This is a genomic window from Vibrio sp. KUL70, from assembly GCF_059725515.1.
The window spans coordinates 1,408,291-1,432,821 of sequence record NZ_AP045834.1 but is presented as its reverse complement, the minus strand read 5'-3'; the positions used below and the strand labels follow the sequence as shown (position 1 = coordinate 1,432,821).

The window sequence follows — 24,531 nt, the reverse complement described above, 5'->3', positions numbered from 1 at the left end:
GACAAAAGGTTTTCTCATCCGTATTGAGGAATATGACAGAGAAACATAGCTCCACTCAGCGCAGAGCTAACCTTAAACTATTGCCTCTTTACGTATTAAAATGAGTAAGCAACACCTACACGGTACTTAGCTTCACGGTCACTAGAACGAGAGCTAATGTCTGAAGACCAAAGTTCCGCAAATGGCTTCCATGAACCGAATTTGTAGTTCACCTTGATACCTGCATCCCATTCCCAGTCTTCGTTATCGTAAAGAAGAACATTGTCTAAAGACTTCACATAGTTAGCTTCGTAAGAAAGACCAAGCTTAGGCAGAGATTCGATCTTGTATGAACCTGTTAAAGTGATTTTTGATTTCTGTGCAGATTCTAGTTTGTCACCAGTTTCATTATCTGTGTCACCAAAAAGTGTGTGATTACGGAAATCTGAGTACTCGTGACGGTAACGAATCGCTGTGGTCAGACCCATATCCGCTTTATAACCAACTCGGAATTGAGGTTTGTAAGTGACCTTTTTCATTTTCCAGTCACCATCGTTGAAATTTGGCTCATCCCAATCCCACGCGATTGGCATACCGACTTGTAGGTACCAGTTACTATTTACGGTGTAAGTCGCTGTGTTGTCTATCTCCATACCGTAAACGTACCAGTTTCCATTGTAGAAACTTTTACTGTTACCACTCTTAACACTGCCAGAGTCAGCATCGTAGTAAGAATCGTCAGTATGGAATTTGATTTCTAGGCTCGTTGAATGCTTCCATTTGTCGTCTAACTTAAAGCTGTCGCCCAATTTCACACGATGCTGGTGGCGCGCATCAACGTGGCGAGTTTCACTCGTTCCATCTTTTTCGTAGGTGTAATCGGTAGCTGCACGGTACTCATAACGGTAATCAATAGACGCGGCTGGTGCCATACCCGCAAAAAGTGTTGTAACCACTGCAATAGCCACTTTAGAATTTTTCATATTCCCTTCTCTTCTTTGTTACGCAATTGGATTAAGTCTTATTGTTAGACAAATAAAACACAGCTTCAAATGCTCCTTGCCTATAGAATGAGCTCTCTCACAATAACTGCGATGATTAACTCGAAACTAAAACATAAGTCACAGAAGCGATAGCAACATTGGGGTCAACATAAACATTTATTCATACAAATAAATAAAAACCAATGAAGAAAAACAGAGAGAAATTGGCAAGAAACCAATAAGTAAAAGGATAAAAGACAAAATCAATAAAGATAAATGAGTTCTAAAAAGGATTAATCAGAAAAAATAAAGCATACAAATATAAACAGGAAAAATAGAATTTGGGAAGGTATAGCCAAATTAACTTCAACACACCGACTATAGATGATGTGATTCCAACCTCATCGGACCGAACATTTGAAGTATAAGATATGACATATGTGGAATATGTAATTGCGTGTAATGGTCATTAATTCTAAGGCAATAAGCGCTACTTTGGCTGATGGGTAGAACCTTGGAATAAGACTTAACTCAGCTGAAAATTGTAAATTTAGAGAGATAAGTAGATAAAGAGATAATCAATAGAAAGGTAAAAGAGTGGACACCAACCGAGAGTCTGTAATGTTCAGGTATTGACGCTCGGCCTCAGTGCCTCCGAACAGAACTGAGTCCGTAAGGAAAACGTAGGGTACAGAATCGATTTAGAAGTCGGATGTCTTACTTCATTGAATCGGCGATTAGCTGGGATTGACTAAATCCAGCAACACACTACCGTGCTCAAGAGATTTCGCACCATTTTCAAGATGATGGTGAGCCATAAATGCGTCTCCCGCACTCAGGATTTGTGTATTGCCATCAACTTCAACTTCAAAACTTCCTTTGACCACATATCCAATCTGCTCTTGTACTTTGTGATCGTAGACCGCACCTACGGCGCCTTTATCAAAACAGAGGTGGACGGCCATCAAATCCTTGGTTAACGACACTACTTTGCGCTTCAATCCATTACCAAGATCTTCCCAAGGGTGGTTATCGGCTTCATAAAAGAGATTCATTGTTCGGTCCTTGTCGCTAAATCTAATCAGGTGATGACTAATTAAGCGAACTCTAGTCGATACACTCAACTTGTCATACAAATAAGCAATAATTATGTGATTTCTGTCACCCTCTTTCTTTAGCGCATACGATTTGTTGTTAATGTTGGGTGTCATCTGATCAAAAAAGCCAGCAAGACGCTGACTCTTCTGAGATTTTTTACATTAAGAATTGAGATAAACTATGGCGCCATTTGACCTCCATTAACGTCGAGAATTTGTCCGGTTATATAACCTGCACAGGCATGAGATGATAAGAAAGCGAAACTCGGAGCAACCTCTTCTGCACGACCAAAACGTCCCATTGGTATTGAATTGGCTATACCGGCTTTGACCTCTTCAGATTTTGCTTCGTGAAAAGCGGTATCAATGGTGCCTGGAGAAACGATATTGAAACGAATACGATCTTTGGTAAATTCTTTAACCCAGTTTCGATGGATGTCATGAAGCCAAGCTTTAGATGCTGCATATAAACCAGCTCCAACACCCCCGCCCTCACGTGCTGCGATCGAGCCAGTACTGACAACGCAAGATGTTTCACCAGACTCCGCAGCTGACGCTCTTAGATGTGGAATCGCAAACTTGGTGACCATCAGCGCAGATCGTGCGTTTAGATCAATAACACGATCGAAAAACGCATCATCAATATCCTCTAGGTTTTCCCTGCCACCTAGACCACCCGCGTTGTTTATCAACACGTCTAGCCCACCAAAGTGGTGTGTAAAATCGGCAACAAGTTTTTCACAGCCTGACGATTGCATTAGGTTGGCTTGGAAAAACTCAGCCTCTCCCCCTAATTCTCTTAATTCGTTTAAGATCGCTTCGATTTCTGAGGTTCTTTCGCTGCGGCCATTCAAACCAATATATGCCCCACATTGAGCAAAATACTTCGCCGTTGCTAATCCCATACCCGACGTTGAACCTGTGATTAGTACACGCTTGCCTTTTAAATCATCAAACATCAGTGAACACCTTTTGTTGCCTCAATTTTATTTATAATACAATACCACCATACAAGCAGCAATATACGAAGTGTAACAACGAGATCTAACACTCATTGCGACGCGAAAATTATCAACCATTGCATTTATGGTTAATACTTTAAACAACTATCACCTCGACTCATTATTCTAGTTTTAGATTCTAAAAAATAACGCTATAATCATACAAATATATCTCAATGAGTATTCGTTATGTCTGATACCCTTTTACCCAACATATTGCAGTTTATCGATAAAATTGACCCATTTGATAAGGTACCTAAAGACGCCTTAAGGGAACTCGCCTCTCAAATACAGATAAGCTATGTTGGCAAAGGTGAAGTCATCGATCTTTGCTCAAATAAAGGTGAAAAAGCACTCTACATCGTCCGAACTGGCGCGTTGGAGCAACGTAAGTCAGATGGTGTTTTGAGAGCGAAGTTAGGACCTGAAGATCTCTTCGGCTTTACCTTTCTGGGTCAGCAGCAAGACAGCAGTGAAATCTATCAAGCTATCGCAATTGAGAACTCACTCATCTACTCTGTGCCCCACTCTGCGCTCAAAACACTGTTTACCAAACATCCAGAGTCAGCTGAACACTTCGCGTCTCAAGCGCAAGTTCGTCTAAAATCCGCATTGGATGTGGTTTGGTCAAATAAAGAGAAAGGTCTGTTTATACGTAGAGTCGGTGATGTCGCAAGCGGGCGAGTGGCTGTTGTTACCGCAGAACAACCGATCAAAGAGGTTGCCAAAGAGATGCTTATTCAACGCTCTCCTTGTGCCGTGGTCTATGAAGACGATGAAATTGTCGGCTTGATTACAGACAGAGACATGACCAAGCGCGTCATCGCGAAAGATGTCAGTACATCTCTTCCAATTTCCGAAGTTATGACACTGTCACCGTTAACCATTTCGCCAGACGATCTTGTTCTACAAGCGGCATCGATGATGATGCAGTTCAATATTCGTAATTTACCCGTCGTTCAAGATAACAAGGTGGTTGGCCTTCTAACGACCACCCACCTCGTTCAAAATCACCGTGTTCAAGCTATCTTCCTTATCGAGAAAATTAAATACGCAGGCAGCGTATCGTCATTGGCTAAGTTTACTCCAGAACGTCAGGCCATTTTTGAAGCCTTAGTTGAGGGTAAAGTCAGTCCAGAAGTTGTCGGTAAGGTGATGACAATGATCATGGATGCCTATACTCGCCGTCTTATTCAGATTGCTATTGATAAATTAGGTCCTCCACCCTGTGATTTCGCGTGGATTGTTGCCGGTTCACATGCGCGTAATGAAGTACACATGCTTTCAGACCAAGACAGTGCCATTGTATTGTCTGACGATGCAACCGATAACGACCGTATTTATTTCAAACACTTAGCAATGATTGTCACTAAAGGCTTGGAGAGCTGCCATTATCCACTGTGCCCAGGGAAATACATGGCTGCGACACCGAAATGGTGTCAGCCATTGTCGGTCTGGAAACAGTATTACAAGAAATGGGTGGATAACCCTGAATACGAGCGCCTACTCAACATTAGCGTTTTTCTAGAAATTCGCTCAGTTTATGGCAACAGCGAGTTTGAGAAGATTCTAAGGGACGAACTGCATCAAAATATTCAAAGCAATCGAAGCTTCCTTACTATGCTGGTTAACGATGCGGTGAATACCAACCCTCCTTTAGGAATCTTCAATAGCTTGGTTCTTGAAAAGACCGGCGAAAACAAGAAGACACTCAATATTAAGAAGTACGCGATTAACCTGATCATCGATCTCGCACGCATCTATGGGCTAGCCGTATCTTGTGACCTGTCAGCGACAGATGAACGATTTAGAACTGCATTCGAGAAAGGTTCACTCAGCGAAGATTCGTACAAGAACATTATCAACGCGTATCGTTTCATTCTTTCTTTCCGTTTCAGTCATCAACTCGAAGCGCTTAAACAAGGTGATGAGCCCAACAACCATATCAACCCAAACAGTTTTGGTAGCTTTGAACGTAAACACCTCAAAGATGCCTTTAGGATCATTGCGGAATTGCAAGATGCTGCAAAAATGAAATTCGGAGGCTAATACATGCTATTTAAACGCTTTCACCCATTGATGCGTCTAAATAAAAAGAGAGAGCTATTTATTGAGCAACGCCATCAGGCTTCTGAACTGACCGCTTTGGTGTCTGAACCAGAATGTACTCTCGACACCAAAGCTGAAGAGCTGAGCTATATTGTTTTGGATCTAGAGACGACAGGACTGCAAGCGGAAAGCGACCTTATATTGTCTATGGGTTGGGTTGAGATAAACGCAGACAAAATCAATCTAAACTCCGCATCACACCTTTACATCAATGAAGAGTCTTCTGTAGTACCTGAAACCGCGGTGATTAACCATATCACTCCGCAAATGCTTAGAGATGGTATCTCGCTACCGAACGCTATGAGTCAATTTTTCGAAGCTGCTGCAGGTAAAGTGCTCATTGCTCATGCCTGTGGTGTAGAGAAAGCGTTTATCGACCGTTACCTAGATACCTATTATCAAGTGGTAGATTTGCCCATCTTATGGATCGATACGTTAGCGATCGATAAGAACATGGCGAAAGCGCGCAACGAACACGACTTAGACTACTCTTTGTCTTCGACACGTGAACGTTATGGGTTGCCGGAGTATAACAATCACAACGCACTGATCGATGCAGTCTCAACCGCCGAGCTCTTCTTGGCACAAAAGAAACGTCTCTCCCCGACGACATCAGTCCCCATCGCCAAGCTATACAGTTTGAGTCACAAGTAAAAACCGTTAATACAAAAAGATCTTACCCCATAAAAATAACCCCGATATGAGTGACATATCGGGGTTTTATTTATCGAAAAACAACAAGTCGCTTCTTGGGTCGAAAGCTATACAATAAAAACGACAGAAGCGGCTGAACGATCAGCCGCTTTAAAATTATCTATTTGAAGTTATGAGTGCATCAGACATTATGACGTTTGTTCTGATACTGCGCCCTTCTCTTCAACAGTTTCATCCACCGCTTTCACAAGCAGCATACCAACACCACCGACAATCGCGCCACATAGGATGAACACCATACGTCCCCACATCGGGTTAGATAGGAGTGCCATAAACATCACACCCACACCCGCTACTGCGATAAGTTTACCAAGCATTTGACGCTGTTTGTTGTCCAGTTTCTTCTGCTCTGTAGACTCAGCAACCAAAGGTGTATCTAAGTTATTGAAGAACTTATCGACATCAGCTTGACGATCTTCACGTAGTGGTTTGTAGAACAGAGTTGAAGCGATGAAGAAACCACCTGTTAGTGTGATGTGACCGATTAGACCAATCGCAACCTTAACATCAGACCATTCACGCTTAGTTAGCTCTTCAAGACCAAATAGTGATGAAACCATCTCTGCATTGATAACGAAGCCAACAATGTAAGAAACCAGACCACCTACAATTAGTGTACCCCAACCTGCCCAATCAGGAGTCTTCTTAATGAAGAAGCCAAGGAATGCTGGAATTGTCATTGGGAAGCCGATTAGCGCACCCACGTACATCATAGTATCGAACAAGCTCAAACCTTTTAGAGAGTTGATGAACTGTGCGATAAGGATAATTGCGATACCAAACACTGCAGAAGTAATCTTCGATACAGTAACTAGCTCTTTCTCTGAAGCCTGACCTTTACGAACAACAGGTTCGTAGAAGTTCTTAACGAAAATACCTGAGTTACGGTTTAGACCTGAGTCCATAGACGACATGGTTGCTGCAAACATTGCCGCTACCAGAAGACCAACCATACCAGCTGGCATGTACTCTTGTACGAAGTATAGGTAAGCGAAATCACCCGCTTTAGAACCAGCTTCAGGGTAGGCAGCAGATAGGTCGACGCCTTGACCAGCAATGTACCAAGAAGGCATGAACCAGATGAACACACCGCCAAGCATTAGCACACAAGCAAGAAGCGCCGCTTTCTTAGCGTTTTTAGAGTCTTTTGCCGCTAGGTAACGGTAAGAGTTAAGCATGTTGTTAGTAATAGAGAACTGCTTAACAAAGATGAAGAATGCCCAAATGCTAAAGATGCTTAGGTAATTCAGATTGTTACCCGCTACGAAAGAGCCAGTATCACCGACCGGGAAGTTATTGATGATCTCACCAACACCGCCACCTTGAACAACAGCGACCACCGCACAAGTAACCGTTACTGCCATGATGATAACCATCTGCATAAAGTCAGATGCGATTACTGCCCATGAGCCCCCTGTCACCGACATTGCCAGAACGACCAGACCTGTAATCCAGATTGTCATTGTCATGTCAAAGCCGAAGATGCCTGAAGCAATGATTGCAAGTGCATTCAACCAAACACCAGCCGATACAACAGAGTTCGGCATTGAAGACCAAGTAAACACTTGCTCATTCGCAGCACCGAAACGCATACGGATAGCTTCGATTACCGTAACAACGCGAAGTTGACGGAACTTAGGAGCAAAGTACGCAAAGTTCATGAAGTAGCCAAACGCATTTGCCAAGAAGATGATGGCGACGGCAAAACCATCGTTGTACGCCTTACCTGCAGCACCAGTAAATGTCCAAGCAGAGAATTGCGTCATAAATGCCGTAGCACCTACCATCCACCAAAGCATGTTACCGCCCCCACGGAAGTAATCACTGGTGGTACTAGTAAACGTTCTGAACATCCATCCTATAGCGATAAGAAATAAGAAATAGATGCCTACAATAGCTGTATTGAGTTCCATTCTAATAGACCTTTTGTTTTTCTATAATTAGTTTCGACCTGTACATCATAGCTATAAATCCAATGTATTGTACTACAATAAGTCAAAAGTGTGATTAATGGCAGATTAATATTATTTTTGTGAATTGGTCGATCCTAGTGGGTTTCTAGTGTCACTTGAGGTGTTAAACCCTTTTTGACAAAGGGTTAGAGCGTTTAATGAATCACCTGTGTGGTCTGTTTATCATCCTTCTTTCCACCACAGATAAAAACCAGGCTCTTGTCATACATATAAAAAAGCCCACGTCCGAGAACAAGACGTGGGCAAAACGGATAAACCGCCTGAACAAAAGCAGCAAGAGAACGTTCAGCAAGACAAACGATACCCCCACGGAATTCTACGTTCGCCTCATAGTTGCTGGCGTTACTCAACTTTTTCGCCAAAATCGGCTAACTGCTGTGTTCAGTAAAATGGGAACATAACTCATTTGTAACCTCTATGAACCAACCATAAGTCAGTTCAAAAGCAACAATAGATTGCGGTGTTTAACAACAACGAATGAGCCTTTAAACGCCACAATCAGAATTATTGTATTATTAATAATTTAAAATGGTTAGTTTTTGATTGCGAAATAGAGAGCTATGTCAATAAATGAGTAATAACCCATTCGGTGAATGTATTGCTACTTGTGGCATAAAAAGAGGTGTTTTGAAGGGAAATCACGATAGTTGTAAATTCTAGTTAAGTCACATAGTTGGCGATTATTTCGTTTGACAGATGGATTTTTCTCACAGATTGCATAACCTAAAAATAATACAATAACATCACACATAATTGATTATTAAGAACCGTTTTAGAGCGACACAATCAATGTCTAAATTCACTTGTCTATTTGCGTGAACAACTATGAAAAACATAAAAACGTTATTTCCACTAGGTTTTAAAGGCAAACTCATCCTTATGGTGGCCGCTGTCACCACCGTTTCGCTAATTGCATCAAACTGGTTTTCTTTCAACCTAGCTAAAGAGCAGGTTGAAGAGACCATTTACAAAGAGATCGACCGTTCTCTTTCTGTAGAGATCAATGAGATTGAGCAAGATGTACAACGCACCATTGCCGTCGTGAACTCAACAGCAGCAGAGCTCAACGCTGCAAAATTTGAGGTCGAGTATCAAGCGCTGATGCACTACTCGGCTAAACTAGGCGGCATTGATAAGATGGTCATTGGCTTCGATGATGGTCGCTCTTTTACATCACGCCCTTCCGAATCTTTTCCAAACGGCATTGGTATTCCAGAGAAGTACAATCCAACGAGTCGCCCTTGGTACAAACAGGCCAAAACTCGTTCTGGACTCTCTTTTAGTGACCTGTTCTTTACCAAAAGCACGCAAACGCCAATGGTTGGCGTAATGTACTCTTTTGAAAACAGCGTACTTATGGCCGACCTTCGCTTTGATGATTTGGAGGATAAATTGGGTGAACTGGAAAAAATCTATCAAGCTCGCGGCTTAATCGTTGACGACAAAGGCATGATCATCGCTTCTACCATTGAAAGTATCGCTCCTCAAACCATGATTAGTTCGTTGCCTGCCACAACTCAGATAGCGGCTGCAACACGTCAATCTGAAGTGTTTATTCGCGGTAATATTGACCAAAAAGAGATGATGCTAATGGCTAAAGTCGTCAATATTGGTGATTCAAACCAGTGGCATATGATCTCGGTTATCGACCCTAAAATCGCTATGCGAACTCTAGATAAGGTGGTCTTCAATGCTCAAATGTTGATAGTGGCCGCTGTCATCTGCTCAATTGCTGTGATGACTTTACTACTCAACATGCTATACCACCCTATCATCTCGCTACGTAACATTGTTCATGACTTATCTCAAGGCAATGGTGACTTAACCCAGCGCTTAGAAGAAAGAACCAATGATGACCTTGGTAAGATTGCACGAGACATCAATATCTTCATCAGTGGCCTTCAGAGCATGATCACCGAAATGAAACAGAAAAACGTGGTGCTTGAAGGTAAGGTTGATAGCATCGAGAGTTGTTGCCAAGAAACCAACAGCGTGTTGCAAGTTCACACCAACGAGACCAGCCAAGTTGTCACAGCGATTGATAGCCTATCTCACGCCTCCATTGAGGTAGAGAGAAACTCGCAGTCTGCAGCCGAAGCCGCTCACAACGCAGCCACATTCAGTGATGAGACCAAGCAAATCAATGTGCTAACCGAGTCCTACATTAACTCTTTGGAAGAGCAAGTTGATACCACGTCTCATGACATTATTGCGATGGCCAATGAATCCCAAAGTATTCAATCTATCGTGACTGTCATCGGTGGTATCGCTGAACAAACCAATCTACTCGCTCTAAACGCATCCATTGAAGCTGCGCGTGCAGGTGAACATGGTCGAGGCTTTGCTGTGGTCGCTGATGAAGTGCGAGCATTAGCAAATCGCACTCAAGAGAGTACGTCAGAAATTGAGGAAGCACTCTCTAACCTCCAAGGCCAGTCTGAAGGTTTAGTAAAATCGATTGAGCTCACTAAATTGAACTGTGAAAAAACACGCAATCAAGTGGTTCAAGCCGTAGAGATGCTCTCTAAATTGAGTGAAAAGATGGAAGTCGTAAGTCGCTTCAACAGTGATATCTCTAGTGCATCCGCTGAGCAAAACGCCGTCACACAGAGCATCACAAAGAGTATCCATGAGATTGACCAAATGGTACTTGAGCTCAATAAATTGAGTGTGAATCAAGTGAATGAGTCCGTTGAGATCAAACAGCTCAACCACAGTATCAGCACCTTAATGAGTCGTTTTAAGGTTTAACCTCTAAGTTAACACTCTACCCAACTAAAACCAGAAAGCCGCTCCCAACATAGCGGCTTTCTCATTATTATCGATTAGTAGGGTTAGAAACTACTCTTTCTTACTTAATCTTGTTAAACAAACCGCATGACAAGTACAGTGCTCGTTTGTCATCAACTTGCTGACTCTCAGGTACGTAACGAACTTCACCTATATCAAAATCGAACGGTTCATCGGAGTAAAGAAGCAACGGAGTATTCAAATCGGAAAAATCTAAGCCATTCTCAGCCAAGCAACTCAAAGGCACTTTAACGGTCAACCAAGGCTTATCACTGTTCGTCAACGCTTGTGAGAGCTCTTTCTCAATTGACGCGATTGCACCACATGGGTAAACGCAATGACTCGCGAGCTTTAAAGACTTAGGGACTGAGCCGTAAACCGCAATGTCGAACTCCAAGTCTGCGCCTGCAAATAAATAACCCGTCAGATCAACGCCTGTCTTATCCGGTGTTTGTAAGTAAAATTGCATCGGCAACGATTGACCTAGACTGACTGAGAGTGCGTCTTGTTGGTGTTTGTAGTTGATTGGTGTGGTGTGCGCGGTACCAATTTCTGTCACTTTAGAACGAGATACAAACGTACCCTTCCACTGCGTCACCTGACCACTCACTTTAGGCACAAACTGATCACTGGCCAGTCGTCCAAAAATCTCCAAATTATGGGTCGCTTTGGTTTTTTGGAGCTCTTTACCACAGCCAAGTCTCTCTTTATCTGACTCTATTTCACTCAAATGCCGTGGCGTTTGGTAACTCAAGCCGTAACCATAGTCAAACAATGGTGGACTCTCTTCTGGAGAGCGCTCGTTTTCTGGTATCACATAGTTTGCAATACGGGATTCAAAACGGCTCACATTGCTCACACACTTATCACGTGGCCAACTAAACGACAATTGCCCTGTAAAATCTTTGCCATTCACACCAAACAACACATCGGTGATGCCCATCGCTTCGGTTCCTGGTAGCCAAGCTGCCACGAACGCATCAGACAAATTGAGTTCCGGCGTGGTGTATAGAGGTCTGCCAGAGAAAAACAGGGTAACGACCTCAAAACCTTGTTGCTTTAGTTGTTCCAGTAAACGTAAATCACGCTTATAACTGGTTTTAAGTTCTGAATAAGCAATGCTTTGGTGTTCCTTGATATCACCAAACATCTCCGCATAAGGATCTTCACCCATGACGACAACTGCAATGGCATCCATCGGAGCTGTCTCTGGGTCGGTAAACACCCTTTTCTCGCCAACTTGCTCAACGAAAGCCTCAAGTACAGTTTCACCGTTTCTATAGTCAGAGCGTCTATTTTCATTGCCCTGCCAAGTTAACGTCCAGCCACCACTCTGCTTTTGCAAGTCATTTGATGCGCTACCAACGACAAGATAGGTTTGATTATTTGAGTTGAGAGGTAAGATCTGATTGTTGTTTTTGAGCAATACTAAAGACTCGCTGACCGCTTGCCTTGCCACCAGCCGATGTGTGTCTGCACCAAGTAAAGATTCATCACCCGCATAAAGTCGATAAGAAGGTCTCGGTTTTAACCATAGCCCCGCTCTCATTTTCACTCGCAGTATTCGAGTCACCGCATCATCGATTCGCGACATCGGAATTTCGCCACTTCGCACCTGCTTTATGACATTGCGATAAAAACCTTTCCAGTCTTTATTGTCTGTCACCATAAACAGGTCATTACCAGCCAGAACAGCTTGTGGGCAGTTGGCATTGGTACACCCTTTTACCTCGCCATGCCCATTCCAGTCGGTCACTACAATGCCATCAAACCCTAGCTTTCCTTTGAGCACATCCGTGACAAGGTAACGACTGCCATGTAGTTTGCCACTATGCCTTGAGTTCGCATCAGAGTCGCTAGTACCATTTTCGTCAATTTGCTGCCAAGAGTTAAATGACGTCATGACCACTTGCGCACCAGCCTCTATAGCTGAGAAATAGCCGGGGGCATGAAGATTACGAAGCTGATCTTCTGTTGAATGATTCACTCCTCGGTCTACGCCATTGTTAGTCCCACCATCACCGAGCCAATGCTTAACGGTGGCAATCACTTTAGACTCAGTTTGCAGCTGTTGTTGATTACCTTGTAACCCTTGCACAATTGCTGGTGCGTAGTGATAAGTAATCTCTGGGGATTCTGAGTAGCCTTCGTAGACCCTTCCCCAACGGTAATCTCTTGGAACTGCCACCGTAGGAGCAAACGTCAAGTCAATGCCTGTTGCAGCAACTTCTATGGCGGTTATTTCGCCAATCTGTCGTAGTAATTCTGGATTGTTCGACGCTCCTAGCCCGATGTTGTGAGGAAACAGTGTCGCTCCATAAACATTGTTGTGCCCATGAACAGCATCGGTCGCCCACATAAAAGGAATCCGGAATCCTCGCCCAGCGTAGGCTTCATCCAATGCCAGCCAATAACTATCCGCCTGCTTTGCCCACTCTTGCGCTGTCGCATATTTGTCTTCATTCGGCCAGCCACCACCACCATTAAGTACCGAGCCAATTTTGTACTGCTTGGCTTCTGCCGGCGTCACTTGTCGATATTCAGGCATGATCATCTGCCCGACTTTCTCACCCAGTGTCATGCGACTTAGTATGTCTGCGATACGCGCTTCAATCTGAAGGTCTTTTGCTATCGCACTCTCTAATGTCGGCCATTTTGAGTAATAGGGAATGGTAGAAGTCTTCGCTTCATTAACTGAATTGACTTCAACTGGAGGATCCGCAATCGCACAAGGAGCAGCGATTAAGCATACAGCAACGCCCCCAAACAGAGCTTTATGGTTGTGTAGTATCACTTTGTAATTCCTAGCTAATCGACGATATTCAATAGCTTAAGTGTAGAACAAAAACCAAAACCATAGACATCAATAGACATCAATAGACATATCAAACTTAGAAAGCTACTGAGTATTCAAATAGACAAATAAGTTCGATGTAATGAATACAGAAAGCCCACTGATCAAAAGATTCAGTGGGCTCAATGAATTAAAGCTATGGGGTGACTAGATTATTAAGCTGACAGCGATAGTTGCCATCATAACACCAACCATAAACTCTAGTATTTTCCATGACTTAGGACGGCTGAATAGTGGAGATAGAAATCTCGCTCCAAAGCCAAGAGAAAAGAAGAACACGAACGAAGCTGTAATTGCTCCAACGGCAAATTGCATCTCATTCGGTTGGTACTGGGTGGAGATAGACCCAAGCAATACGACCGTATCCAAATAAACATGTGGATTTAACCAAGTAAATGCCAAACATACCGACACCACTTTTAGCAAAGAGCCTTTGGTTTGAACGTGCGTTTCTAGCGCGTGATTCTCGGTAAACGCCGAGCGGAAGCTCAATATTGAATACACCGCCAAAAACAGCGCACCACCAAATCGAGCGATCTGTTCTATCTGTGGAAATTTCTCAACAATTGCGCCAAATCCAGCCACACCAAAGCTGATCAAAAGTGCGTCTGACACAGCGCAAACTAGACAGACAATGAATACATGCTGATTTTTCAAACCTTGCTTTAACACAAAAGCGTTTTGTGAGCCAATGGCCAAAATCAGTGACAAACCAAGGGAGAAACCTGATAAATACGTGGTCATACTGATTGAATGTCTATCGTCATAAAATGGCTGTTAGGATCAAGCTTGTAGTCCGCAAAAGGTTCACAATAACGAAAACCAAATTTCTCATAGAGATTTCGAGCTGGTTTGAAGTACTCTTCAGAACCAGTCTCTAAACTCAGCGTTTGATATTGGCGAGACGACGACACATCGAGTACATGCTGCAATAACTTGCTAGCGACACCGCCCTTTCGTGCGTGGCGAGATGTTCGCATCGATTTAAGTTCTGCGTGCTCTGGTTCGAGCTCTTTAATTGCCACGCAACCCAGTAGAACATCAGCCTTCCAAGCACTAAAAAACGTAATGTCTGAGGCCTTTAGCGCATCGACATCAAGAGCGTGAACGCTTTCGGGTGGTGACGTAGCGTACATATCGGCCAAGTGCTCTTCAAGCAGCGCTATGACATCGCCGCCCGACAAATCATCCTTTCTAATTTCCATTGAATCCATTCCTTTGTATTGCCGTTTTGTCATTGTTGTCTTCTTGTTACTGACAAGAAAACGAACTCCTGAGCATAACTGAAGCCTTATTTATAATTCAAGCGCCAAGATACGCGTTTTATAGCAAGGAGTTACCAATCAATCGAGAAAAACAAAATCGCAGGCCTTCTGACCTGCGATTTTACTTGTATATCTGACTTGACCTTAGAAATCTGCAGTCATTCCCACGTAGTAAGTACGCGGTTTTTCAACATAACCCATGCTCTCAAGCTCTTGAGAAACGGCCTCGTCGGTTAAGTTTGTAATCCCCGCTCGAAGACGAACTGAGTCATTGACGTTGTATACAGTACCGATATTCAGAGTCGTGTAAGCATCTTGAACTAGATCTGTTTCAATTTGACGTTCACCACGATATCTCGCACTTACGAATGCGGTGAGGTCGTACGTTGGGTTCCAATTCAGTTTCACCAAACCAGAATGTTTGTAACGTTCCAACAACTGCTCGCCTGTTGATTTGTCTTCTGTGTCTAGGTACGTGTAGTTCCCTGATACATCCCACTGTTCTGAAATCTGGAATCCACCAGCCAGCTCAACACCTTGAATAACAGCCTCTGATACGTTTACATAAGTACGAGTACCATTGCTTACAAAAGTGCCGTCATCTTCAACACAACCAATACCATTGCCACCCCATGTGCCACCAGACAAACATTCGGTATCACCACGGTCGATCAGGTCTTGGATTTCATTTCGGAACAACGCGCCTTCAATGTTCCAACGCGGTTGGGTATAAAGTGCCGCTAATTCATAGTTCCAGCTCGTTTCTGGGCTTAAATCTTCATTGCCGACAATGTCACACCAGCCTTTACAACTCACAACTGTATAACCTGAGTGATTCTGCGTCAGTGTTGGCGCTTTAAACGCTTTACCTACACCACCTTTGATGACGAGGTCATCTGTCGTTTGATGAACTAAATACACGCGAGGGCTGAACTCTTCACCATACTTCTCGTGTTTGTCTAAACGACCACCCAAGGTTGCCGTCAACTGCCCAGTAACGTTCCATTGATCTTGAATGAATAGAGCGCCTTGATACGCCTCCGCAGGAGCTCCCGTTACATTTTCTTCGTTTGTTAGCTCACTCAACTGGTAATCCACACCCACCGTCAGAATATGGCTATCACCGAGATAGCTTGTCGCCGACGCTTCAAAGATCTGTGTTAGCTCTTCAACATCACGTGTTGAATTTCCGACATCTGCTGAGTTTTTATCAATCACGTTCTCTCTAGAGTAGCGAACTTTGGTGTCACCCCAGCTCCAGTAACCATTGTGTGTGATCGCTTGGCTATTACGTTTTACATTAGAATTTGAAACGTTCAAGCCTGTCGCATGCTCTGCCGCAGTATCACGTTTGTCATCGCTGTAACCGAGATCTAAATCGATAGTCTGGTTATCAGTGGCATGCCATGTCAATGTAGCAAGCAAACTCAGTGTATCGCGCCCTTCTAAAGCAGTGACATCTTCGCGATCGTGTCCTGCGTTGTGAGTACCAGAATAAGGCTGCCACGCATCACGGCTGGTTTGGTTTATGGAGAAACGAGCAAACAACTCATCTTCAATCAAGGCACCTGATGTCGTCAGCCCTACAGAATGCTCTTGACCACCATTGCCATCCATTGGCGATGATGTATCCATACTCAATGTCGAGCTCCAATCATTCTCAGGCGCTTTGGTGATTATGTTAATCGTACCGCCCATACCATCGGAGCCATACAGTGCCGACATTGGACCGCGAATGATCTCAACGCGCTCAATCGAATCTGCTGGGATGGTTGAAAGATCGAAATCATTACCACGAATGATTGCACTTGCAGAACTGAGACGTCGACCATTTACCATGATCAAAGTGTAGTCTGAATCCATACCGCGAATTGAGATCATCTGACGGCCTGCACGCGTACTATCGAAATCGGACTCAACACTGGTGGAATCCGCCACAATATCCGCCAACGTGATACCCGGATTATTCTCAATATCTTCTGCCGTGATCACCGACATAGATGCTGGCGCTTGTTTGAGCGAAGTTTCTGTACGAGTTGCGGTGATAACCATCTGCTCGTCAGTTTTTACTGGCGCTTCATTGGCAAAAGAAGTTGATGAAATAGCAGAACAGACAAAGGCTACTGCAATGGCTAAAGGCTTAGGAGAAAAAAGAGAACGATCTGTCATAATATGATGTCTTTGATTGCAAATGATAATGGTTTTCATTAGACATTTGGTTACCATTTACATCAATGAAAGTTTCATCCCCTTAGGTTATTCTGACTATTTATATTTTAAATAAAGATTTCTTTTCGTATTCAATAAATTTATTGGTTGGCATATGTGTATTAATTATCATTATGACACTTAACTGTATAACTCTTTGAAAGTACGTCGGATCCATTGACACATAGGATCATTATGAAAACGCTTATGCCAATATAAGTAAACATCTTCTGACGGATGACGAAGTGCTTTTGGAACTCTTTTACAAACGAGATTGCGCTGCTTGGCGGCTTGTTGTGCAAAAGGAGTCGGAAGATGAAAAACGATATCTGTCGTTTCGGCAATGTCAGGCGCGGCATTGAAATTAGAGAGTTGGACAGGAATCGATAACTTACGTTGCTTATCAATTAAACCAAGTTCTTTGAAACGACTTTCAATCGACAGCTTTTTATCGCCTTGAAGCGAGATCTGCCCTAGTTGGCAATTTAAAAGGTCATCAACCGTGATCTCTTTCTCTGCCAATGGGTGATCTTTACTCATCAGCAAACGATAGTCGCGACTGGTTACATAAGTGCGATACAGATTCTGTTCTGAACTCGACGGTTCATGAGTCGAAAGAACAAAGTGTGCATCTCCGGAGACTAAACTCTCGAAGTGACGTTTTGGAATTGAGTCAATATCAACAATCATGTTCGGAGCCTGACGACGAATTTCCGCCATCACTTTCGGCATTAAGTGGGAAATCTGCGGCGCTAAACCAAAGAAACGAACCGTTGCGTCACTATTTTTTGGCTCAAATACATCCCCTGCCACCAATTTTTCCAGACGGCCCAGCACCGATGTTAGATCTTGCTTAATAGATTCGGCTTTAGGTGTCAGTTCATACCCATAAGTCCCACGAACCAACAGATCATCATTGAAAACCGTACGAAGCTTTTGCAGCGATCGACTGATTGTTGGTTGGCTCATATCTAGCGCCAATGCGGTATTGGATACATGCTTTTCTTCTAACAAGTGCTTAAGGATGACTAATAGATTAAGGTCGACTTGAGCCAGATTCATAAAATAGATACTTAGATACAGAAAATTCAGTTTTAGAATAATGCAGCTTACTCTTTATGAACACAATGGCATTACCCACTTGTTATCTAGGTAAAATGTAACAGTTTGTAGCAAAGACAACGGTTACGGAAAACGACAAGAACATAAAAATACACACGCTCTAAAAATAGAACAGCCGCACTGTAAGTACGGCTGTGATTGAGGTGATTTTAGTGCGTTATGTTGTTAGTCGCTCAACATCGACAAATCATCATCCACCGAGTTTTCGTTGTTTTGGTTATCGAAGCTAGAGCTGTCATCCATTACATCGACGCCCATATCGGTGTTGTCTTGCGTAGTCCAATCACCTTGCGAACTGTCATCACCAGACATTGGATTTACCGCTCTATCGGCACTGGTTCCCTGCATTTCGTAGCTTTCATCAATGTGTATAGACACTCTCGCTTCTGTACCTTCTACAGGCACATCGTTAACATCCATGCCCACCATTTCTAGTTCAATCTCTCCTTCAAATAACCCGCTCACTTTGAGTGCTATTGATGAATCGAGATTGCTCACGCTGTAGCCGCCCTCACCATCTGAAACACCTTGGATAGGCTCAACTCCATCAGGTAGCCCAGTGATTAGCAGATGATCTACCTCTCCATTTCCGGTGATGTTGGTAGGAATATCAACGTCGAATGTATCTCCCGGAGCCACAGTATAATCTGGTTCTTGGTTTGAGCTTGTTTGAGGTGCAGACTCCCTCATTGCCATCGCATCCACAGGTTGTGGCTCATCAAGTGGGTCTTGGTTTAGCAATGTCACTTGGTGCTGACTACCTTCTGAGGTAGTAAAATCGATATCAATGTCACCTTGGTAGTTCGGGTCTCCCCAGAAGCTCCACGTCCCATTGTTATTATCGATAAGCGTACCACCATCGCCAGTGTATGAAACCTCACTGATAGTAATGGTTTCATCACTATTTGGCACCAACTCAAGCAAATCTTCACTTTCGATCAGTGCATAGCTTTCATCACCAAGAACGAACGGAGAAGGCTGTGAATCACCTCGGCCTAACTCTGTTGTTACCTCATAATCAGCAGGATCTTCAACTTCATCCAATGAAACCACGGCTAGCGTCACAGAGAACTCACCGTTGTAGTTTTCTGGAGGTGTCATGGTCAGTGTATCAAGGTCCCATTTACCAATATCAATCGCCTGATTTTCTTCAGTAATCACCACTGTATTCGAACCATCACTCACGGTAAACCCAACAGGATAACCTGTCATTGTTACGCTGGTCATGATTTCTGACGTATCAAGCTGTTCGATATCAATACCGAAGTGGGCTGTCGTATCCTCTTTGAAAACCAGTGGTCCATCAAAGCTTGTGGTAATTGCCACACCATCAGCGACCGGACGAATGTAAACATTCATATCCATGCTGGCTTCAGTGTTACCATCAGTAACAACCACTTGAAGACCCGTAGTGCCCGCAAAGTCTTCGGTTGGCGTAAACGTCCAAGTTCCATTACCGTTGTCGACAACCGTGCCTTCCGCCTCTTCACCTGTTGCGGTAACGACGCGAGATACAGTCAACGAACTATCTACGTCACCAAATAGGTCAATTAAGTCAGAACTGTTGAAGGTAATTGCTCCATCTTCATCCACAGCTAAGTGCGCATTTCCACTTTGGAACGGGGCGTCATCTACCGCTATTATATTGAGGTTTACAGTGCCCTCTGTGGTCGCTTCACCATCACTGACCTCATAAGCAAGATCAATAGCGCCATTATAATTTTCCGGAACCACAACTTGGTAAAGGCCGTCTTGAGTAGGGGTAATTGATGCTTGGATTGGCGTTCTGACAGACAAACTCTCTAGCGTGAACTCACTGTCATCCACGTCAGTGACTTTTGAGAGAATGAAAGCAGGATCAATGATAATAACTTGATCCTCTACACCTTCCATTGAGAGGGTTGGGGCATTTGGCGCATCATTGACCGCTTCCACATTAAACGTCAAATCTGTGGTTGTGGTCGAGGTGTCACCATTCGAGCTTTCCACCGATGTCGCAGACAACTGCAAGCTGACTTCACCGTTAAAGTCTTGAGGCGGCGTAAACTGCAGATTATCTAAATTCCAGCCCACTACATCAACACTGTTGCTTTCCGCAGTCGCGTCAAACGTATTCACACCATCAGTTAAAGTGCTCCCTTCTGGCAAAGCATCCAAAACTATAGACTGCATACTTTCCGAACCGTCGAGATCGGTAAGCATTGTACTGATATCAATACGGATATCATTATCTTCTGTCGCTACTTCAGTCACTCGAATGTTGTCTAACAATCCTCCTAGGCTGTTGTCATCAGGCGCGTTAAACTCAAGTCGCGGATTATTAGTTGTCGCTGTTAGCTCGTAGCTGTAAGTGTGCCACCCCACGGTATCTTGGCTGATGGTATCAATAAGCTCACCATCAAAATAGAGCTCAATATCCGAATCATCTTCCCAGTTACGTCTTGCTGAATAGTCAAAGGTAAGAGTGACGGTTTCTCCGGCTTGAAGGTCAAGATTTTGGTAAAGATTAGATTCATCACCTCTATGAACTTCTAACTCGATGACGTTACCACGGTCGCTATCACTAATGCCGGTATAAACTTGTTCGCCACGAATCTCCAAGCCGCCATGAGCATTGTCCGTGTTCCACTCTTCGAGGGGATCGCTAGTATCAAAATCCGTATCAACCATCGCACCCAAACTGGCTGAAACGTTAGGTGCGTCAGCGACCGCTTCCACGTCTAAATTGAGTAACGCAGGTACGGTATGTGTCCCATCCGTGACATCATAAGTCACCTCAATATTGCCGCTGTAGTTTTCTAGTGGGGTCACAGTAAATGAGCCGTCTGGATTTGTGATCACAGAGCCAACCGCAGGGTCGACTGAAACATTCAATGCCGTCAGGTCATCGCCATTGATGTCAGTTGCATTCGCCAGAAGGTCATCTTGAGTAAACGTAATAGCATTGTCTTCAATGACCGAGTCAGACAACGGCGTTACTTGCGGTGCATACTCGTTAGCATCAATATGTAAGATTTGGCTTGCTATCGCTGAGTCCTGATTCGAGCCCTCCGTTGAGGTCGCTTGAATCACGAGATCGATATCGTCGCTAAAGCCTTCTGGCACTTCCAATGACAATGTTTGGTCCAATATGACAGAAGGGATGATGACAGGCTCCCCTTCTGATACTAAGATTTCGCCGCTATAGATCGCTTGGTTGGTTTCTCCCAAATCAATCGAGAAAGAGAAATCATCATAGTCGCGGTCCCCACCGCCATAAAGATCTTCAATTCCATAGATTAATTCACCGTCGTCGTTCATCGTGACGCGGGTATGTTCTACACCATCTTGGTTAAGGTTTGTGCTGGAGCCACCATGGAATACTGCATCACCATTTTGACCACGAATGACACTTTCTGTCCCATCTTCAGCGATGTAGATTAATTGCGGATCATTCGAGGTGATACTTGCTGGAGAGCCATCCTCATTTCTAAAGACAAACTCACCGCCTTCCAGTGATTCAAAATCGTTGTAGCGACCACCGTTCGGAATGACGAATAGGTTGAAGCTCTGACCCTCTTCGAGTTCGAACGAGAAAGAAGATTCTCCCGGGATTAAAGAGCCACCAGCGCCCTGTTGTGAGGCGTCGCTATACACCATATTCACATTGTTGATGGAGCCATCCTCTTCCACCACATAGTAACCAACCGAGTTCTTGTAACCTGCATTCTCACCTTCAAACGTCACCGTCACAGTAGAGTCAGTAAAACTGGTCAAGCCGCTCGATTGATCATTAAGAATCGCATCGCTGTCGTAACGAATGACACTACCATCAGGCGCGCCATTAACCGTAACACTGAGTGTTTCAGAACCGTCTTGATCCACCAAAGAGGCATCGATATCAAATTCGACAATATTCTGATTATCGCGGACCACTTCACCATCTAGGTTGTCAGCACTCGGTGTAACATTAAGATTAGGAGCATCTGCCACGGCTTCAACATTGAGTTGCAGCTCGTTGCTAACAGTATCAATACCGTCAGTCACCTCATAGGTGATGGATATGTTGCCGTTAAAGTGCTCAGCTGGCTCTATGGTAAAGGTTCCATCTTGGTTATCCGTAAGTACCCCATTCCCATCAATATTCAGGTTCAGCGCTGTTAAAGCGTCTCCGTCCAGTTCCGTAACATTAGACAGAAGTTGTGCTTGCGTCAGTGTAATTAAACCATCTTCATCAACCTGATCCGTCAACACGCCATCGACAACTGGCGCATCTTGTTGAGGGATAACATCCACAGACACCGTCGCCGTATCAAACGAACCATTGCCATCTGTTACTGTATATTCAAATTGAGCTTCACCGAAGTAGTTGGGTGCTGGTGTGAAGGTAATCGCGCCGTTTTCACCTAGCACCACTTCGCCTTGGCTATCATCGACCATGCTCACTTCGACTATCGATAACAAGTCACCATCGGCGTCGGTGTCATTGGCTAGCAGGTCGCTGACATTCAGGACAAGCACACCATCTTCCAATACCTGAATAGGTGTCGTGGTAATGGTGTTATCAACATCTATCAATTGTTCAGTAACATCGATGGGTTGGTTAGCGGTATCGTAGTTTAGGTCTAAGGTTGTAGCACTTGTCACCTCACTGCCATCACCTTGAATAGTGACCAGTTGCAACTCTTCTGTAAGGGTGCGCGATACCGTCATATTCTGCACAACATACGTACCGGTTCCGCCAGTGGTACCAAGTTCGAAGTGATGCACGGGCTGATCCGTTGTGAAGACATATTGATCTTGGAACTCACCTGATTCTCTATATCCACCTTGAGAATCAATGACATTACCCTCTGCGTCGTAGGCAGTGATAATGACTTCCGTCGCGTTGCTGTGCGATTCATCAAACCAACCGCCGAGCCCATCGAGCTGGAAGGTAATTTGATTCACATCCTCACCATCAATCGTGACAACGAGCGTGTCGTTGTGAGACAAACCATTATTCGATTGATCGCCAATCCCCGCACCCACTGACGTTCCTGCACCATTCCAAGCGGTCAAGTCACCGCCTGTCACTTGAGTCGTTATTGTGACGTCGTCTTGCGTAAATACAGCCGTATCACCATTAACCACTCCCCAATCAGACGCTTGTGCTGTTCCATCGAAGATATTCGTACTGGTATCGTTGTCGAAGCTCCCTACTTTGATATCAATCGTCGCTGATTCGACGGCATCGACATCTGGCACAAATTGAAGTTCAGTATCCGCAGAGTATATTTCACCGACGACGATATCTTCCCATACGTCATCTTCATTAAGGTATTGCAGGACGCCATTTTCCGGCTCAGCATCTAGGCGAATACTTGGCTCCGCCGCACCAAGCTCTGAGTCATCATTAGCTATGACCGGATCATTAACAGAAACTACGTGAAGATTGGCGGTGGTTTGAGCGATAGCGCCTTCATTGTCTTCAATGACAACATCAAACACGACATCACCATGAAAGTTCTCATTTGGCGTGAAGCTAAACGATCCATCAGGGTTTTCTACTAGCTCGCCATCATCACCAGAGTATTCGACAGACTGGAGGCTCACAGGCCCTTCAACATCGGTAGAGTTAGCAAGTAAATCATCCGCCGTGAAATTTAACACGCCATCTTCATTGATCTCATGGTTAGTCGGCGCTGCATCAGGGAGATCGTTCACCGCTTCGACATTCACATCAAAGGATAAACTGTCGGTTGTCGTATCGCTGTGTTCAAGCTCGTCAGAATAGATCGATCGTTCAGGAGTGACATTGACATCAAAGCTCTGAGTATCCTGCTTGGTGTCACTCACCTCACTTGGGCTGATGGAGCGGCTACTGCTAGAAATCTCGCCATCTTGCACTTGAGGCACGACTGACTGTTGAGCAGGTTGCCCGGCATCATCACGGCCAGAGGGCGTGTCTCCACCGACCTGTTGGGCACCGACACTCGGTTGCGCACCACCGCTTTGCTCTGTGCGTTGCTCGTTTTCTTGAGGCCCCTCTTGTACTTGAGAAAGCGTTGCGCCATCTTCAGTTTGAAGCCCCTCTTCGGTAACAGCTCGTTCCCCCTGCTCTCCACCCTCTTTTTGTTGCTCGGCCGTCGCTTGTTCGCCGCCTTCTGACTTCTGATCGCTGTTTTCTTCTAGCGGTGCAACCGAGTCAGAACCAGTGGCGACTGTGTTTGCAGCCGTCGATTGCTGATTATTTTGATTGCCGGGATGAGATGACGAAGCAGGCGACTTGTCATCTGTCTTAACTTGCTCAACTGCATCATTCAATTCGTTGTTTTCTGGGTTCTGACCAACTGGCATACGCACTCCTTGTCAATGACTTGTCTGACTCTAATTACCCTTTATGCTATACGTAGCATAGGACACAAGGCACATAAAACAAGTTGTTCAAAGTCGTATCGAACAAAAAGATGATCCG

The 24,531-nt window shown here is 44.3% G+C and carries 14 protein-coding genes; 3 read left to right on the top strand and 11 right to left on the bottom strand.

Going from position 1 to position 24,531, the window contains the following annotated elements:
- Positions 1 to 95: 95 nt before the first annotated feature.
- From AC6I7V_RS06275 to AC6I7V_RS06265, 3 genes are all read right to left on the bottom strand, one after another.
- Positions 96 to 962, bottom strand: coding sequence for an oligogalacturonate-specific porin KdgM family protein (locus AC6I7V_RS06275; RefSeq protein WP_498011560.1), 867 nt, complete (start codon positions 960 to 962; stop codon positions 96 to 98).
- A 737-nt stretch (positions 963 to 1,699) separates the two neighbouring features.
- A complete protein-coding gene (locus AC6I7V_RS06270) occupies positions 1,700 to 2,017 on the bottom strand; it encodes a cupin domain-containing protein (RefSeq protein WP_255230820.1) in 318 nt (105 codons plus the stop codon).
- Positions 2,018 to 2,238: 221 nt separating this feature from the next.
- Complete coding sequence (locus tag AC6I7V_RS06265) at positions 2,239 to 3,018, bottom strand: SDR family NAD(P)-dependent oxidoreductase (protein WP_261883021.1); 780 nt, start codon at positions 3,016 to 3,018, stop codon at positions 2,239 to 2,241.
- Positions 3,019 to 3,249: 231 nt separating this feature from the next.
- On the opposite strand from AC6I7V_RS06265, the gene AC6I7V_RS06260 reads away from it, so the two are divergent.
- Together AC6I7V_RS06260 and AC6I7V_RS06255 are read left to right on the top strand one after the other, a co-directional pair.
- Entirely contained in the window at positions 3,250 to 5,109 is a 1,860-nt protein-coding gene (locus AC6I7V_RS06260) for a DUF294 nucleotidyltransferase-like domain-containing protein (protein WP_498011559.1), read from the top strand.
- 3 nt (positions 5,110 to 5,112) lie between these two features.
- Complete coding sequence (locus AC6I7V_RS06255; RefSeq protein ID WP_255230823.1) at positions 5,113 to 5,823, top strand: 3'-5' exonuclease; 711 nt, start codon at positions 5,113 to 5,115, stop codon at positions 5,821 to 5,823.
- 188 nt (positions 5,824 to 6,011) lie between these two features.
- Here the strand turns inward: AC6I7V_RS06255 and AC6I7V_RS06250 are convergent, their stop codons facing one another.
- On the bottom strand, positions 6,012 to 7,796 hold the full coding sequence (locus AC6I7V_RS06250; RefSeq protein ID WP_255230824.1) for a sodium:solute symporter family transporter: 1,785 nt from the start codon (positions 7,794 to 7,796) through the stop codon (positions 6,012 to 6,014).
- 194 nt (positions 7,797 to 7,990) lie between these two features.
- On the bottom strand, positions 7,991 to 8,206 hold the full coding sequence (locus tag AC6I7V_RS06245; RefSeq protein ID WP_261883017.1) for a hypothetical protein: 216 nt from the start codon (positions 8,204 to 8,206) through the stop codon (positions 7,991 to 7,993).
- Between the two features lie 529 nt (positions 8,207 to 8,735).
- Here AC6I7V_RS06245 and AC6I7V_RS06240 point away from each other — a divergent pair.
- A complete protein-coding gene (locus AC6I7V_RS06240; protein WP_498011654.1) occupies positions 8,736 to 10,607 on the top strand; it encodes a methyl-accepting chemotaxis protein in 1,872 nt (623 codons plus the stop codon).
- A gap of 100 nt (positions 10,608 to 10,707) precedes the next feature.
- On the opposite strand, the gene AC6I7V_RS06235 is transcribed toward AC6I7V_RS06240, so the two are convergent.
- From AC6I7V_RS06235 to AC6I7V_RS06210, 6 genes are all read right to left on the bottom strand, one after another.
- A complete protein-coding gene (locus AC6I7V_RS06235) occupies positions 10,708 to 13,440 on the bottom strand; it encodes a glycoside hydrolase family 3 protein (RefSeq protein ID WP_498011558.1) in 2,733 nt (910 codons plus the stop codon).
- 207 nt (positions 13,441 to 13,647) lie between these two features.
- Positions 13,648 to 14,244 carry a LysE/ArgO family amino acid transporter gene (locus tag AC6I7V_RS06230; protein ID WP_255230827.1) on the bottom strand — a complete coding sequence of 199 codons (597 nt, stop codon included), beginning with the start codon at positions 14,242 to 14,244 and terminating at the stop codon, positions 13,648 to 13,650.
- On the bottom strand, positions 14,241 to 14,705 hold the full coding sequence (locus tag AC6I7V_RS06225) for a GNAT family N-acetyltransferase (RefSeq protein ID WP_255230828.1): 465 nt from the start codon (positions 14,703 to 14,705) through the stop codon (positions 14,241 to 14,243). Before AC6I7V_RS06225 ends, AC6I7V_RS06230 begins: the two co-directional genes overlap by 4 nt.
- A 204-nt stretch (positions 14,706 to 14,909) precedes the next feature.
- Positions 14,910 to 16,934, bottom strand: coding sequence for a TonB-dependent receptor domain-containing protein (locus tag AC6I7V_RS06220; RefSeq protein ID WP_255230829.1), 2,025 nt, complete (start codon positions 16,932 to 16,934; stop codon positions 14,910 to 14,912).
- 180 nt (positions 16,935 to 17,114) lie between these two features.
- On the bottom strand, positions 17,115 to 18,035 hold the full coding sequence (locus tag AC6I7V_RS06215; RefSeq protein WP_255230830.1) for a LysR family transcriptional regulator: 921 nt from the start codon (positions 18,033 to 18,035) through the stop codon (positions 17,115 to 17,117).
- Between the two features lie 225 nt (positions 18,036 to 18,260).
- Positions 18,261 to 24,413 carry a tandem-95 repeat protein gene (locus tag AC6I7V_RS06210; protein WP_498011557.1) on the bottom strand — a complete coding sequence of 2,051 codons (6,153 nt, stop codon included), beginning with the start codon at positions 24,411 to 24,413 and terminating at the stop codon, positions 18,261 to 18,263.
- Between the last annotated feature and the right edge of the window lie 118 nt (positions 24,414 to 24,531).

What these genes read in the sequence shown, in the direction of transcription:
- AC6I7V_RS06275 (WP_498011560.1), bottom strand. Translation starts at nt 962, where the DNA reads ATGAAAAATTCTAAAGTGGCTATTGCAGTGGTTACAACACTTTTTGCG.
- AC6I7V_RS06270 (WP_255230820.1), bottom strand. Translation starts at nt 2,017, where the DNA reads ATGAATCTCTTTTATGAAGCCGATAACCACCCTTGGGAAGATCTTGGT.
- AC6I7V_RS06265 (WP_261883021.1), bottom strand. Translation starts at nt 3,018, where the DNA reads ATGTTTGATGATTTAAAAGGCAAGCGTGTACTAATCACAGGTTCAACG.
- AC6I7V_RS06260 (WP_498011559.1), top strand. Translation starts at nt 3,250, where the DNA reads ATGTCTGATACCCTTTTACCCAACATATTGCAGTTTATCGATAAAATT.
- AC6I7V_RS06255 (WP_255230823.1), top strand. Translation starts at nt 5,113, where the DNA reads ATGCTATTTAAACGCTTTCACCCATTGATGCGTCTAAATAAAAAGAGA.
- AC6I7V_RS06250 (WP_255230824.1), bottom strand. Translation starts at nt 7,796, where the DNA reads ATGGAACTCAATACAGCTATTGTAGGCATCTATTTCTTATTTCTTATC.
- AC6I7V_RS06240 (WP_498011654.1), top strand. Translation starts at nt 8,736, where the DNA reads ATGGTGGCCGCTGTCACCACCGTTTCGCTAATTGCATCAAACTGGTTT.
- AC6I7V_RS06230 (WP_255230827.1), bottom strand. Translation starts at nt 14,244, where the DNA reads ATGACCACGTATTTATCAGGTTTCTCCCTTGGTTTGTCACTGATTTTG.
- AC6I7V_RS06225 (WP_255230828.1), bottom strand. Translation starts at nt 14,705, where the DNA reads ATGGAAATTAGAAAGGATGATTTGTCGGGCGGCGATGTCATAGCGCTG.
- AC6I7V_RS06220 (WP_255230829.1), bottom strand. Translation starts at nt 16,934, where the DNA reads ATGACAGATCGTTCTCTTTTTTCTCCTAAGCCTTTAGCCATTGCAGTA.
- AC6I7V_RS06215 (WP_255230830.1), bottom strand. Translation starts at nt 18,035, where the DNA reads ATGAATCTGGCTCAAGTCGACCTTAATCTATTAGTCATCCTTAAGCAC.
- AC6I7V_RS06210 (WP_498011557.1), bottom strand. Translation starts at nt 24,413, where the DNA reads ATGCCAGTTGGTCAGAACCCAGAAAACAACGAATTGAATGATGCAGTT.